12 protein-coding genes, 1 other RNA gene and 1 pseudogene are annotated in these 14,723 nt (G+C 43.7%); 12 read left to right on the top strand and 2 right to left on the bottom strand.

All coding sequences use genetic code 11. From position 1 onward, the window contains the following. Positions 1 to 155 precede the first annotated feature (155 nt). Positions 156 to 339: non-coding RNA, 6S RNA (gene ssrS / locus CP943_RS10070), on the top strand. A 147-nt stretch (positions 340 to 486) separates the two neighbouring features. Here ssrS and CP943_RS10075 read toward each other — a convergent pair. Both CP943_RS10075 and CP943_RS10080 read right to left on the bottom strand, forming a co-directional pair. Then, on the bottom strand, positions 487 to 972 hold the full coding sequence (locus tag CP943_RS10075) for a DMT family transporter (protein WP_020451514.1): 486 nt from the start codon (positions 970 to 972) through the stop codon (positions 487 to 489). Positions 973 to 993: 21 nt separating this feature from the next. Then, on the bottom strand, positions 994 to 1,443 hold the full coding sequence (locus tag CP943_RS10080) for a DMT family transporter (protein ID WP_023857645.1): 450 nt from the start codon (positions 1,441 to 1,443) through the stop codon (positions 994 to 996). A 442-nt stretch (positions 1,444 to 1,885) separates the two neighbouring features. Here CP943_RS10080 and CP943_RS22995 point away from each other — a divergent pair. The 11 genes and pseudogenes from CP943_RS22995 to CP943_RS10140 all read left to right on the top strand — a co-directional run. Continuing rightward, positions 1,886 to 2,008: pseudogene (locus CP943_RS22995) on the top strand (hypothetical protein); the annotation flags it as partial. Between the two features lie 297 nt (positions 2,009 to 2,305). Further along, positions 2,306 to 2,929: a TetR/AcrR family transcriptional regulator gene (locus CP943_RS10095; protein ID WP_105980960.1), complete on the top strand. Its 624-nt coding sequence runs from the start codon at positions 2,306 to 2,308 to the stop codon at positions 2,927 to 2,929. A gap of 2 nt (positions 2,930 to 2,931) precedes the next feature. Further along, positions 2,932 to 3,318 (top strand): OsmC family protein, encoded by a 387-nt coding sequence (locus CP943_RS10100; protein ID WP_020451518.1) that lies wholly within the window; start codon positions 2,932 to 2,934, stop codon positions 3,316 to 3,318. A gap of 32 nt (positions 3,319 to 3,350) precedes the next feature. Beyond that, complete coding sequence (locus tag CP943_RS10105) at positions 3,351 to 4,700, top strand: cytosine permease (protein ID WP_075213262.1); 1,350 nt, start codon at positions 3,351 to 3,353, stop codon at positions 4,698 to 4,700. Positions 4,701 to 4,724: 24 nt separating this feature from the next. Then, on the top strand, positions 4,725 to 6,830 hold the full coding sequence (locus CP943_RS10110) for a hydantoinase/oxoprolinase family protein (RefSeq protein ID WP_105980961.1): 2,106 nt from the start codon (positions 4,725 to 4,727) through the stop codon (positions 6,828 to 6,830). Continuing rightward, the gene (locus CP943_RS10115; RefSeq protein WP_095290557.1) at positions 6,827 to 8,305 is read left to right on the top strand and encodes a hydantoinase B/oxoprolinase family protein; all 1,479 of its coding nucleotides are present in this window, start codon (positions 6,827 to 6,829) and stop codon (positions 8,303 to 8,305) included. The genes CP943_RS10110 and CP943_RS10115 overlap by 4 nt, the downstream gene beginning before the upstream one ends. Beyond that, entirely contained in the window at positions 8,302 to 10,041 is a 1,740-nt protein-coding gene (locus CP943_RS10120) for a hydantoinase B/oxoprolinase family protein (RefSeq protein ID WP_105980962.1), read from the top strand. The genes CP943_RS10115 and CP943_RS10120 overlap by 4 nt, the downstream gene beginning before the upstream one ends. A gap of 171 nt (positions 10,042 to 10,212) precedes the next feature. Beyond that, on the top strand, positions 10,213 to 10,647 hold the full coding sequence (locus CP943_RS10125; RefSeq protein WP_020451523.1) for a DUF2243 domain-containing protein: 435 nt from the start codon (positions 10,213 to 10,215) through the stop codon (positions 10,645 to 10,647). Between the two features lie 771 nt (positions 10,648 to 11,418). Further along, complete coding sequence (locus CP943_RS10130) at positions 11,419 to 11,979, top strand: SMI1/KNR4 family protein (protein ID WP_230459168.1); 561 nt, start codon at positions 11,419 to 11,421, stop codon at positions 11,977 to 11,979. Positions 11,980 to 12,137: 158 nt separating this feature from the next. Next, a complete protein-coding gene (locus CP943_RS10135) occupies positions 12,138 to 14,048 on the top strand; it encodes a T7SS effector LXG polymorphic toxin (RefSeq protein WP_105981362.1) in 1,911 nt (636 codons plus the stop codon). After that, the gene (locus CP943_RS10140; protein ID WP_105980963.1) at positions 14,045 to 14,494 is read left to right on the top strand and encodes an SMI1/KNR4 family protein; all 450 of its coding nucleotides are present in this window, start codon (positions 14,045 to 14,047) and stop codon (positions 14,492 to 14,494) included. The genes CP943_RS10135 and CP943_RS10140 overlap by 4 nt, the downstream gene beginning before the upstream one ends. Positions 14,495 to 14,723 lie beyond the last annotated feature (229 nt).

The raw sequence follows: 14,723 nt of genomic DNA on the forward strand, positions 1-14,723 counted from the left end.
CATCACCTCAATAGACAGTCTATGAACAAATGGACATGAAGGGTTGTACGAACGCCACAATATTGCAGAATTTTGTAAATATTCAACTTATTATAGAGCGTCATATTCTCTTCAGGCAAGAGGTTGCATTTTTAATGTTTTTATCATATAATTCAATTACGCTGCATTGTACGTAATGATAATTAAGTTTTAACCTTTAAGCTGTAATAGGGAGTTTTATATCGGAACCGGAATGTCATGCCTTCCTCGAAAGGACGACAGGAACGTTTCTGCAGACACCCACTTTGAGGAGTGTGGTTTAAAACTTTCTTACTTGCATACGGCAATTGCAGCACTTCACTTAAGTCATTTGAATAAAATGGCTTTTTTTATTTGCTTAAAATTGGTTTACTGTAAATGTTTTATGTAAACTAAATTGCTGTAAATAAAGGGCGGTGTTCGCCCTTTTATTCATTTTAAAGGTAGAAGGTGCAAAAATGACTGGCATCAAAAATGCTGAATGATGATAATTCCCGTGATCATCAGGACAATTCCCAGCATGCGCTGCACATTTAAGCGGTGTTTGGGGGTTCCGAACCAGCCAAAATGATCGATGATGAGGGCGATGATCATTTGGCCGCTTAAAGCCAAAACAACAGTAAGTGACGCTCCGACAATCGGCAAAAGCAAAATATTGGATGTGATAAAGATGACGCCAAGTATTCCGCCAGTCCAGAGCCACCAAGGGCTGCCCGTGATAAAGGTTTTTGCTGTATGTAAATTGTTTAAATGAAATAACCGCCGATGTTCAATGATCGACGTAAGAAAGAGAAGAATGACCATTCCAACCAAAAACGAAATAAGTGAAGCGATAAAAGGTGATTGGAGAGCATTTCTCAGCTCTGAATTAATAGATGTTTGAATCGGTGATGCCATTCCGGCAAAAAGCCCGAGCATCATGTAAAGAAAAACGTTCATAGTGTTGTTTTTCATCGGTGATGAACTCCCTTGCTATTAATATTTTTTGATAATGAAAACCCCGGAGATGATGAACAAAATGCCGATGATTCTAGGAAAGTTTAATTCATGAACGGGAATATGAAACCATCCGAAGTGATCGATGGCCAGAGCCATCACCATCTGTCCAAGCAAAGTGACGACAACTGTCAGTGCTGATCCAAGACGCGGAAGCAACAAAATATTTGAAGTTAAATAAAAAACGCCTAAACATCCGCCTCCAATGAGGATCCACAAGGGGATGGAAGGGAGAAGTCCGATGATAGACAAAAAATGGCGCTCTGTCACTAAGGCGACAATGACCAGGATAAGCGTACCGGCAAAAAAAGATATGGCCGCCGCCCCGTAAGGAGACCCGATCTTCATGCCTAGCCGTGAATTAATTGAGGTTTGAACAGGAATGGCCATTCCGGCCAAAATCCCGGCTATAAGTATTAAAATGATCATATTTTTAAAAACTCCTTTTTGCGGTAATTGGAACGATTATTTCAAAGCTGAAAGTCTTGCTGTTTTTGAGGGACACTTTGTATTTTGGCGAAAAGGAGTTCATGATGCAAGTGCTGATTGATGAAAAGAATTCAAAATTTGCAGCTTTGTATCTATATCATGTTTTTCTTTTTTGAAAATCATGTTTCAAGAAGATTTTGAGATTCAATAAGGTGATGTAGCGATAAAAAAACCAAAGAGGACTCCGGCTGAGTTCTCTTTGGTTTTTGTAAGTCCGGTTCCTCGTGTTCAAAGCCGTAAAATCTCTCCATAAAAAGTAAGTTGGAATCCCGGCAAAATTCAGCTCATCCAAATCGTACAAGCAAATTTTCATGAAAGAAGAATTGTTAAACTGAAAAAAGTCCTATAAACTACAAGTAATATTTTGTTAGGGGGTGGGAATGTGTTCAACGAAAGAGAGGCGCTCCGATTAAGACTGGAACAACTGAACAATGCCGAGATACAAGCCATACGCGAACTCCAAAATGAGCGGAAAGACATTTATTCCAGGCTGCGGGAATTAGATTGTCAAAAAGTTTCATCATCACATCATAAAAAAACGTTATTAGAATTAGTCGATGAAACTGTAAATCTCTTAAAAAAATAAACCGAAAGCCGTTTGATCCAGTGGCCTGAGAGGGATGAAAGAATGAAATAGAGGTTTTGCTTTGCTCATATTTTGTAATTGCGCGAAAAATGGAAAGGTTAGCAACTTGACTAGGAAAAGAACATTGTATAAGATTATTCTTACAAATCCAATAGGAATAACGGCCCTAAAACTGACTGACTTGTCAATCGAGATTCCGGGTAAGGAGGAAAACACTTGGGAAATACGGATACAAGAGAGGAATTGCTACATATCGCGCTTGAGATTTTTGCTACGAAAGGATATCACGCGACAAAAATTTCAGACATCGTAAAACAGGCTGGCGTTGCACAGGGAACTTTTTACTGGCACTTCAAAAGCAAAGAAGAAATCGTCAAGGAAATCATAGACAAGGGGAAAGAAAACCTTCTTGCAGCCATTCATCAAGGCTACAGGCAGACGTTTGCTCTTACAGATGATATGATCCAATCCACGACAGCCCTTATGAAAAGAATTTTTACGTTTGCACAGGAGAACCGAAACTTAATGACGTTTTTATTAGTCAAGGGACAAGGCGCCGATCCGGAAATCAGGGAGGCAATCGAAGAGGCGCTGATCAGTGTTGAACAAGCATTTAAAAAGAACATCCAAAGGGCTACAGAGCTTGGCATGCTAAATTCCTCCCATAATACTGATCTGCAGGCCACCATGTTAACAAGTCTTGTGATGGGCACACTATCAAAATGGCTGTTTGGACCAAAGCATGATCTGAATTATGTCCCCAAGTTTTCAGTTGATGAAATGACTGAAGAATTGGTTCATTTTGAATTTTTCGGGCTGATTGGCCAAAGGAGGAATTAAATTTGTCTATTATCCAAAAAACAAATGGAGAGTTTGGGATTTTTCATGAAGCCGGTATGCAGGCCAAGGGGTCTTTCACTCCGAATTCAGACGGCCTTTCGCCGATTGAGCTGTTGGAAGCTTCATTAGGGATGTGTATCACCATTTCTTTGCAAAGGATGTTTGAAAGGGACGGCATAGAAGTGCAGGAGGATGAATTTTCAGTTTCTGTTTCCGCTGCTAAAGCGCCCGATGGCCCGTCCCGTGTTGAAAAATGTACGGTTAGCGTCAAATTGCCCGAGCATCTTCCGACCGACTATAAAAAGAAATTAATCACCTCTGCTGAAAGGGCATGTACAATCGGCAATACGTTAAAACGAGGGGTAACGATTGATACGAATATGGTGTAACAACCTACATGATGAAACGAAGGAGCATGAAAATGGAAAACAACAGTAAAAAACCTTCCTATACAAATGCTGATGATTTTGCTGTTACATCAGTGCCTGAAAATAAAAGAAAATCGATTTTTAACATTACGATTACAAGCTGTGCCTGGATTATCTCATTGTCGACGATTGTGACTGGAGGAGCGCTGATCCAGGGATTGAATTTTGCGCACGCCGTTTTGGCTGCCGTCTTAGGTATGCTGATTCTTGCGGTCTATGGCTTTTTTCAAGGTGTAATGGGTGCAAAATACGGAATATCGACAACCGTTCTTGCCCGTCAGGCTTTTGGACGCTACGGATCGGGCCTTTTTGGAATCGTCTTGGCGCTGACGCTGGGAATCGGCTGGTTTGGCTGGCAGGTTGCTTTTTTCGGCACGACCATTTCTGAAATGTTTCCGGGTGTTTGGCTTGCGAAGCCTGAAGTCGCCATCGTTTGGGGCGGTATTTTAATGATCCTTACCGCTTTTATAGGATATCGCGGACTTGCCGCTTTAAGCTTTATCGCTGTACCTTTAGTCGTCATCTTTTCTATATGGGGCATTGTGAGTGCTGTCAATTATTCTGGAAGCTGGCATAACTTGCTGACGTTTCATCCGACAGGGGACCCTATGACGATATTTGCCGGAATTACAATCGTAGTTGGAAATGCTGCATTGGGTGCGGTTGTTTTTCCTGATGTGACGAGATATGCAAAAGGAGCGGTTTCAGGAGGAATAGGTGCGTCTGTCGGTTATTTCCTTGGAGGTGTTTTCTGTCTTGTTGCAGGAGCGGCAATGGCCATTGCTGCGAATGTTCCGGATATCGGGTCAACACCGAATATTCCTGCCGCGATGAGCAAGCTCGGACTTGGATTTTTGGCATTTTTCATCATCGTTTTTGCACAGTGGACGACGAATGATAACAATTTGTATACCGGATCTCTGGGGCTTCGCAATGTTGTGAACATTCCTAAGAAAGCACTTGTGGCGATCATGGGCGTGATCGGCATCATGATTGCATTATTAGGTGTCCAGAATATGTTTGTGCCATTCTTAACATTTTTAGGTTTGTATGTTCCGCCGATCGCAGGCGTGATGATCGCAGATCATTGGATCACAGCACCTGTCATCAAGAAAAAACAATATCGATTCGGGGCTGGAACAACTTATTCGAAGCTGAATGTTGCGGCGATTCTTTCGGTGATCATCGGGGGTTTTACCGCTTCAAAGGTAACATTCGGCATCGGACCGATTAACTCTACTGTACTTGCATTTTTGATTTATATCGTTTTTACATTTATTTTCACAAAATTAAATCTCCGTTACGAAATCGGAGAAGCGACAGAGGAATCGTCTGGTTTTTAAGCGGATAAGGAGGAAAGGTTTTCAATGATGAATGAAAAAAACCAATGGGTATTTGGAATTGATGTCGGCGGGACGTTTACAGATTTAGTGGCTGTCAACAAGGGAGGGAAAATGGTTTCGACGAAGACGCCTTCAACCCCTGATCAGTCTGATGGTGTCATGAACGGAATTAAAAAAATGGCTGAAATCATCGGAATAGACGTAAAGGACCTGTTAGCCAATAGTCCATTAGTGGTCCATGGAACAACAGTTGCCACTAACGCTTTGCTGGAATATAACGGAGCAAAGGTGGGGCTTCTCACAACGGAAGGCTTTCGGGACGAAATCGAATTCCGCCGCGCGTACAAAGAAAGCGTGTTTTCTCCGCGCTTGGAAGCCCCTTATCAAATTGTCCCAAGAAGATATCGTGTGGGGATTCCTGAACGACTGGATCATACAGGAAATGTCGTAACTGAGCTTGATGAAGAAGCCGTCCGCCGGGCAGTCCGCGGGTTTATCCAAGAGGGGATCGAGGCGATTGCTGTATGCTTTCTGTTCAGCTTCATGAATCCCTTGCACGAAATCCGCGTTAAAGAGATTATTCAAGAGGAAGCTCCCGGCATGTTTGTATCGTTATCGTATGAAGTGCTGCCGCAGATTCGGGAATTTGAACGGGTGAGCACGACCATTGTCAACGCGTTTACCGGCCCTTCCATGCAAAGCTACTTGAACCATCTTGACGAACTGCTTCGCGAAGACGGATTTGCCGGAGAACTGTTTGTCATGCAATCTAACGGCGGGGTCCAAAATGTCATTCAAAGCGGAAAATTTGCCGCAGGAGGCCTTCTCTCAGGTCCAGCCGGAGGAGTGACGGCTGCTTCCTTTATCGGAGAAAAATCGGGCTACGAGAACGTCATTACCGTAGACATGGGCGGAACAAGCTACGATGTCTCGGTTATCGAAAAGTTAAATCCGGCGATCACGACTGAGAACTGGATCAGCAGATACCGGGTTGCCCTGCCGATGATGGATATTCACACGATCGGCTCCGGCGGCGGAAGCATCGCCTGGATTGACAGCGGCGGAGCTTTACAAGTCGGCCCGCGAAGCGCAGGCTCCAATCCGGGGCCGGCCTGCTACGGAAGAGGCGGAGAAGAACCGACAGTTACGGACGTGAATGTTTTCTTAGGCTATATTAACCCAGATAACTTTCTAGGCGGAGAAATGAAGCTTGACCGTTCACTGGCTGAAAAGGCGATCCGCACACGAATTGCCGAACCGCTCGGAATATCGACAGTGGAAGCCGCTCTTGCAATCTCACAAATCGTCAATAGCGATATGTCAAATGCAGTCCACTTTGTGACGACACAACGGGGTCATGATCCAAGGAATTTCGCCCTAATGGCTGTCGGCGGCGCCGGAGCCATCCATGCAGGCAAGCAGGCGGAAGACCTCGGCATTAAAACCGTTATTGTTCCGTCCCTTGCCCCGGTCTTCTGTGCGCTCGGCGATGTGGCAGCAAACCTTAAAGTAACGGAGCTCAGGACGCGCTTTGAAAGTCTGAAAAACGTTGACCTGCAAGCGATGAATGCCGATTTTGAAAAGATGGAACAGACGGCCCGCGAAAAACTTGGAGGCCAGTCGGTCACCAATCAATATGAAACCCGCCGCTTTATCGATATGCGCTACGCCGGGGAAGTCCATGAAGTAACCGTACCGGTAAAATCGAGGACGCGGAGGATTACAGAATTGAATCTTGAAGCAACGGCGGCAGATTTCCATGACCTTCATGAAAGAATGTTTGCCCATAAAGATCCCGAGCACGAAATTGAAATTTTAAATCTCCGCCTTGACCTGGTTGGCGTCAGAGAGCCGTTAAAGCTTAAAGAGGAGCCGTTTGAGCAGGAGGACCCTTCAAAAGCGAAAACAGGTGAACGCGATATGTATTTTGACATCGAACCGACGAGGACGCCTATTTTCAACGGATCAATGCTTGAGCCGGGCAACTTGATTGTCGGTCCGGCCATCATTGAGCAATGGGGTACGACCATTGTTGTTTATCCGGGACATGAGGCTCTAATCGATTCTTACCGCAACTGTGTCATTGAAGTAAAGCACTCTCAGCAGACGACTAGAGGTGGAAATGCATGATCCAAGCTCAAATTCTTTATAGCAAGCTGCAATCGATCGGCAGAGAAATCGGGGATAATTTGCAGCGAATCTCCCGTTCCCCTTTGCTTTCGCAAGACCGGGCATTTGCTACAGCGATTTTTACGAATGAGCTGAAAATCGCGGTTCAACATCAATATGAGCCTGAACATTTGTTCGCATTAAAAGAAAGCGTGGAAAATCTGTTCGACTATTTTTCATTTGATATCGCAGATGGAGATGTGTTGCTCGTCGCAGATCCATACAGCGGCGGAACGAAAGGACAGTCGCTCACCATGGCGGCGCCGTTATTTCTTGAAGGGGAGCTCGTACTCTTCCCCGCTGTCCGCGCTCAGATGATCGATTTGGCCGGCGAGTATCCGGGCGGATTCCATCCCGATGCATTTGAAGTATGGCAGGAAAATATCAGAATTACACCTGTTAAGCTTTATAAGCAAGGCGTTCTACAGACCGATATTCTTCGTTTCTTATTATCAAACAGCCGGGTGCCCGCTTCTTTTAAAGCGGATTTGGAAGCCATGTATACATGTTTGCATGGCGCCAAACAGCAATTGAAAACGTTTCTTGGCAGCTACGGCCAGAAAACAGTGACCGAATCGATCGACAGCATGTTTGAATACAGCCGCAAAAGGGTTGAGCACCATGTCTCTTATCTGCCTGAAACAGAAATGAGCGCTGTCCAGGAGTTTGAAGTTTCCGAAGGAAGCAAGAGTACAATTCATGTGCAAATTTCAAAGAAGGACGATGCGGTTGAAATCGATTTGAGCAGATCATCGGTACAATCCGTAAAGCCGGTTAATTCGCCTGCCGCTTTAACGAAGGCGTTTGCCGTTTGGCCGTTCCTGGCGAGAATTGCCGATGAAATACCGATCAATGAAGGAACGCTTCAACCTTTTCAAACGAAGACGAGGCTGGGTACGATTTTGGATCCGGAATTTCCTGCAGCGACAGCATTAGCTCCAAGCATTACCGGCCATTTCATCGCTGAAGCGGTATATAAAGCCATTCAAAACGGACAAAGCACGAATGAAGAATTTCCGCCGATTTACGGGACAGGTCCGCAGGCCGTTTTTTATCCGGAGCTTGGCGCGGAAGCAGAAACGAAATCAATCGTTTTGGCGCCCGGGTATCCATCAGCTTCAAAAGGCTTCGGGCCGCCTGCTTTATTTGGTCAACGGATGCTTGTCTCTGCAGAGGAATTGGAGCTTTACCACGGTTTTAAAATGGTTTCCCGGGAGTGGACGGACAATGGGGAGGAAATGAAAGTGTCTCTGCTTAACCAGGAGGACGATATTTATTTCAACCTTCTTCTGCCTTTTAGTGAAAGGGGAGAATACGGGTCTCTGTCAAGAACGGGAGATCGTGACGAAATCTTTTATGAAAGCACGGTAAACCAACATGTGAAAAAAGGCGAGCTCCTCGTCTTTACGTACTCTCAAAAGGAGGAGCTGCTATGATTAATCAGGACTTTATTCTATCACAGGTGGTCGGCGGTTCCCTTGATGCGGTTGCCAGGGAAATGAGCGCCACTGTTACGAGAACGGCCTGTTCACCATTGTTTAACGAAGCACACGATTTTACGACGGGCGTCTTTGACCTTTCTGGCAAAAAATCGCGCCTTGTCGCGCAAGCCCCGGGCTGTACGCTGCACCTTTATGCGGTAGTAGGCGCAGTTGACCATTTATTGGACGCTTTTCGGTACGATCTTCATCCCGGAGATATTCTCCTGGTGAATGATCCGTATCATGGAGGCTCGCACAGCCTTGACTGGACGATCGTCATGCCGGTTTTTTATAATCGCAAGCCGATCCTGCTTCCTGCTGTCCGAAGCCATATGGCCGATAATGGAGGGCCGGTTGCCGGAGGGTACAATCCGCGCTCAAAAGACATTTGGCATGACGGGCTGCGGATTCCGCCATTAAAAATTTATGAGCGGGGAGAAAAGCGCAGGGATGTATTCGATTTAATTGTTGCAAACAACAGGCTTTCCCATTGGCTTGAAGGCGACTTAAACGCGATGATCGGGGCATGCAAGGTCGCTGCCTCCCGAATCCAAACGATGCTGGATAAGTATGGCGCCGAGAAGGTGATTACGGCCATTGACAACCGGATTCAATATACAGAAAACAGGGTTCGCGATGAAATCACCAGCTGGCCGGACGGCACCTATGTCGGTGAAACATTTGCTGACCACGACTTTCAAGGCAACCGCGATATTAAGGTTCGCGCAACGGTGACCGTCAAAGGCAGCGATCTTCACATTGACTTTACCGGCTCCTCTCCGCAAGTAAAGGGCTTCATCAACAGCCCGCTTTCAAATACGACTTCATTTGCTTTTGTCGGTATTTCGACTTGCTGTGATGAGGATATTCCGATCAATGAAGGATATATGAATCCGGTAACAGTAACTGCACCTGTAGGAACAGTTGTGAACCCGCAGCTGCCGGCACCGTGCGGACACGCAACTGCGTGCGTAGGAGCAGAAATAGCCGAGGCTGTTCTCCAGGCCATTTCCCAATGTGCGCCAAAACGCGTCGGAGTGAACGCCCATAAGCTTCCTCTCGCTTATTCCCACGGAAAATACGACGACGGGAAGCCGTGGGTGAACCTGAATTTTTACGGCTATACCGGCGGTGCGGGGGCTGCATACGAAACGGACGGATGGGGGCTTTATCCGCCTGTTATGACAGGAGTTATTCTGCCATCTATTGAAATGACTGAAGTTCAATACCCGAGCCGTGTATTAAAGCATGAATATACGAGCGATTTTACGGGAGCAGGCCGATGGAGAGGCACCCCCGGGTTGGATGTTCAGATCCAGCACTTAAAGGAAAGCCGCACAAGCGTCATGATGGCAGGGGTCCGAAATACAACAAAAGGCTTCTGCGGAGCTGGCGATGCACCAAGCAACAAGGTGATCGTCGGGTATGGAACAGACGAAGCCAAAGAGATCGAGGAAACGGCTTTTGAAGTCAAAATGCCTGCGGGCGGCATCATCCAATTTTACCGTGCAGGCGGCGGAGGCTGGGGAAATCCGCTGGAACGTGAACCCGAAAAGGTGCTGGACGACGTCTTCAACGAGTTTGTCAGCATTGAATCAGCATTGCAAGATTACGGTGTCGTGATTGACCCTGAGACACTTACCATTAATGAAATGGAAACAAATCGTGTGCGGGCTTCCCGCCTTTCATAAATAAAAAAGCTGATCTGAAAGGAATGAAGACACCTTTTCGGATCAGCTTTTTAAATACTCATATGGTAAAAAGAGGATAATCGCTTTCAGGAGAGAATGTAAACATAACCGGTTTGATCTTTTAAGCCGGCGGGTACATAACAGATTAGCAAGTAAAGGAGGACAAATCATATGAAAAACAAAAAAGCGTTTTGGGGACCTTTTCTGTTCGGTGTGGGTATCATCGCCATGATCGATGGCATTGTTTTTCACCAATTACTTCAATGGCACAGCGTGTACATGGACACAGACCGCTCTCACCAAATTATGAGCGACGGACTGTTCCATCTGTTTTCGCTCGTCATTCTTTTTATCGGCGGGATCCTGTTGTGGAACAGAGGTGACTTGAGCAGCAGCCGGCCGCAACACATCTTTTGGGGAGCCTCTTTGCTGGGAGCGGGCTGGTTTAATTTCCTCGAGGGCATCATCAATCATCATCTTCTTCAGATTCACCACGTCAACCCGCTAAGCCCGAACCGCCTCTTATTCGACCTTGCCTATGACGCATCAGGCCTTTTGATCATTCTGGCCGGATGGCTGATCTACAGAAAAGGCAAACAGAAATGAAAAATTGGTTTGACTCGCACAATTATTTCTCGGGAAAGCGCAGGTTTCAACAAGACTTGCCCTGTTTTTGTCAAAATTTGAAGAAATAAAAAACTCCATTTTAAAAATTGACGTGATCAGTAAGCGGCGCTTGAGGAAGTTGTTTTATGTAAACAAGTTATTAAAGTGCAACTGTTCACTTCAAGCAAAAAGGGGGTTCAGATATTCAATGGAAAAAAGGTGTTCATATCGTTTGACTGGCATCTTTTAAGAGGAGGTTTCCATATAAAATGTTAAGTGTGCTGCTGCCTAATTAGCTTATCCTTTCCGCTATCATTTTATTTTTATGTTACATGATCGTATTGGTAAAGGAAAACAAGATAAATCGCAAACAAAACGAGGAAACTCAACAGTTGCTTAGGGAGATATTAAAGGAAGTGAAAAGCAAAGATTTAGAGCGGAAATAAAAGATATTATATTTCTAGAGTGATTTAGTTGTGCCTCAGAGGAAACATTTGAGGATAAGACTGTACCTTTTGTTCAAGTGAAAGTCGGGTTTAGATTTGCAAGGAGGCTGTTTCATGCAGCTATTGGTTTGCTGCTGTGTACCCTAAACTTTTAAATAAAATAACCTTAATTATTCCGAATTCACATAATACGGTAATTGGAAATCCTTAAAAGACAAACTTGTGATGATTACGACATCCTGAACAATTTGCTTCCTCTTCAAATAGATGCTCATAAGAAAGATTCATGTTGTTGGAGAAATAAATAATCTGTAAATGCGAGGGGATGCACTTGACAAGTTTTGTTCAGAATACCGTGCATGGTTTAAAGAGCTTATTAGATCAAAATGGAGTCATTAGGATTCTTGGCTCTGAAGGTGAAATTACAGATGCTCTTGTCACATTCTCTGGCAGCGGAGCCTCTCAAAGCGATATACGAGCTTTCGAAACACATCACCAATTATCTCTTCCTGATGATTATAAAAAATTTTTAACTCTACATAATGGAGCTAGAATTTTTGATAGTCTTTTAGATGGAGTGAATATTGGCGGAGGTCTGCATTTATTTAACATCAAGGAAATCGACACAGAACTAAAAGATGAAGAATTGTATGAGGATGTTAGCGGTATTCCAATTGGACATTTGCTGGAAGAGTGCGATCTAATGATTGACAGAGACAGGCTCAAGGAAGGAGATCCCAACTACCTTTATTTACTTGAGGATGGTCTTGAGTATAAGCCTCTCGATTTAAATTTTGAGATATTTTTAGACCGATATGTTATGTGTCATGGGCAGCCATTTTGGGAGTGGAGATATTACACAGCGGAGAATTATTATAGAATATGACGACCCGATTTCTGGTCGTCTTTTTTGAATTCGAACAGGTTATTCATCCTAATTCTAAGGATTCATTTTCATGGGTGATCAGGATTTATTCCCCAATTCCCTTCTATAAAGTGGTAAACTCTAAAATGATTGTAACTTTAGTATTAGAGGAGAGTGCCATGAAGACTTTGGACGTGCAGGCGTTGCACAAAGCCATTGATCAAACGCTGGAACAATTAAAACATCAATCAGACGAAATCGCCAAAGTCCAAAAAAGCGTTGAGGAAATCGCATCACTTGATGATGCTTTAAAAGGAAAAGGCGGCGACGCGATCCGCGCCTTTTACGAGGAATGCCACACCCCTTTTCTACAGTTCTATGATACGTTTATAGGGGAATACAGTTCCACGTTAAAGAAAATGAAAAGCGCGTTAAATTCCCTGGAACCAAACCATAACGGGTTTATTTCGCAAAACTTTCTCGAACACGAGCTGGAACAAGGGGTGAATGCGGCCGACCGCACAACGAAACATTTGGTCTCTAAAACCAACGCCACGATCGCAAAAGTCAGCCATATCGTTGATTTACCAGATTTGAATGACAGCGGTTTTCATGAACAGAATCAGAAAGCATTAAAGGAAATCAGCACGACCCTTGAAAAGCTGCATACGTTTGACCGCGAGCAAACAAACGCCCTCAAAACGGCTGAAAACGACCTAGAAACGATGCAGAGATACATAAGCAGGCTTGAAAAAATGTACACAGGCCCTAAAATTGAAATCACGGGCTATCAAAAAGGTTCGATTTTAAAGCCGGATGAGATGGACACTTTGCGTGGTGGACAAGACACAGCGATGGGCGTCATGTTGGATAAGCTGGATAAGAGATCGAAGCTTGAAAAAGAAGTTAGCGAGGTTAGCAAACAGGATAATAAAGTTTCTAAACTAAAGAAGAAGCTTGATGATTTCAATTTTTCAACGGCTTCAGAGTTTTATGAGATGGCTGCGGAAATTGGCTACGAAAACCTTTCCCCTTGGCAACAGCGATATTTCAATCAAATTGAAGGCGCTCGTGATTTTGGCAACGCAATTAAAGGAAGTGCTGAAGGACTCAAAAATGCAGTCGTCGATACTGCGGTAGGCCTATGGGACATGGTCGTTCACGCAGACGAAACGATTGAGGGCATTAACTTTACACTTCATCATCCTGATGTCACATTCAATATTATAAAAAAAGGAATTGAAGACTCGTATCAACGAGATGTCGTCAATGGTGATTCTTACACCCAAGCCAGATGGTTTAGCTATGCCGTTGGAATGGTCGGGACATCGATTGTTGGCTCTAAAGGCGTTGACAAAGCAGCAAAAGCCGCCAAAGCGGGGAAGGTAGGGCAGGTCGCTGCCAAAGCAACTAAAGCTTCTAAAAAAGTATCGAAACAAGCTTTGGAAAAAAGCGTAGCGTCTTTCAAGAAATCGATGCAAAGGGTCGCTTCAAACATAAAAGGAATTCAAATACACAACCCTTTTGCGCCGCAAGTTCAGTTTGCTGGTGGGGGTAAAGTCCCTTATCATGCACTTAATGGGGAGCATATAAAAGACAGTCTTATTCAGTTTGCGAAGAAAGTTTCTGATATAAGCAGAAAACCGTTTACAGGTGGTAATATCTCAGTACCATGGTTAAATAAGGAAAATTACAATGCAGTTGAAGTTAAAGGTAAAGTAAAACCAAAAGGAAATTTGAAAGATGTTGACAGAAGAATTTATCAACTTAAAAACATTGACTTCAACATGAAGCATCCAAATAAAAATATAACTAATTTAGAATTAATGAAAAGCGGAAAAGCGCCCATTGGGGAAGATGGCAAACCAATTAATTTACATCATTTAATACAAAAAGAGCCAGGTACGATGTTGGAGATACTTCATACCACTCATAAAAAATACCATAAAGTACTACACCAATTAGTGGAGAAGGGGGATAGCTTTAGAAATAATCCTGAACTGCAACAACAATACGATAGTTTCAGAAGAAAATACTGGATGTGGAGAGCTGAACAATTTGAAAAGAGCTTGAAAGGTGGATCTCAATGAATACTAAAGAATTAATTATAGACTTTATAAACAAACATGCTACTCCCCATGATTTTACAGGAGGAATTAATGAGGGAAAAATCAAAAAAATTGAAAATGACTTACAAACCACTCTTCCTGAAAGTTATAAATGGTTTTTAAGAAACTATGGCTCAGGCGGCTCTTTTGGCGTCGAAATATTGGGTCATGGACTTGTATCCCCTGAAGTCGTAGAGTTCACCAAAGACTATAGGGAGCTCTATGACTTACCAAATCACATTGTAGTAGTCGTTGATGTAGATGCATTTGCTTATTGCTTAGATACACAAAAAATGGATAACGGAGAATGTCCTGTAGTTACATGGGTTTATCAAAGCGGATATGATCACCAAAAGGCTCCTAACTTCCTTGAGTTTTTATGGGAATATTTAAATCAAGCTAAAGAAGATTGGTACGAGGAAGAATAATATATTAAATCTCAAGCACTTAATCTTTGATTGGGTGCTTTTTTGTTTAAATCGAGAAAAATCCGAGATGGACATCATCTTCATATAAGAAGTGGTCTGAAATCTATGCAATTTTCCTAATGATGAAAATAACATTAGGTTCTTAGAACAGTATTTAAATTCAAATAGTCCTTCATAATAAGCTCCCTAAGGGAACTTATTATGAAGGAGAAAGCTTAAACAATTGGTC

It is taken from the genome of Bacillus paralicheniformis, from assembly GCF_002993925.1.
GTDB lineage: Bacteria > Bacillota > Bacilli > Bacillales > Bacillaceae > Bacillus > Bacillus paralicheniformis.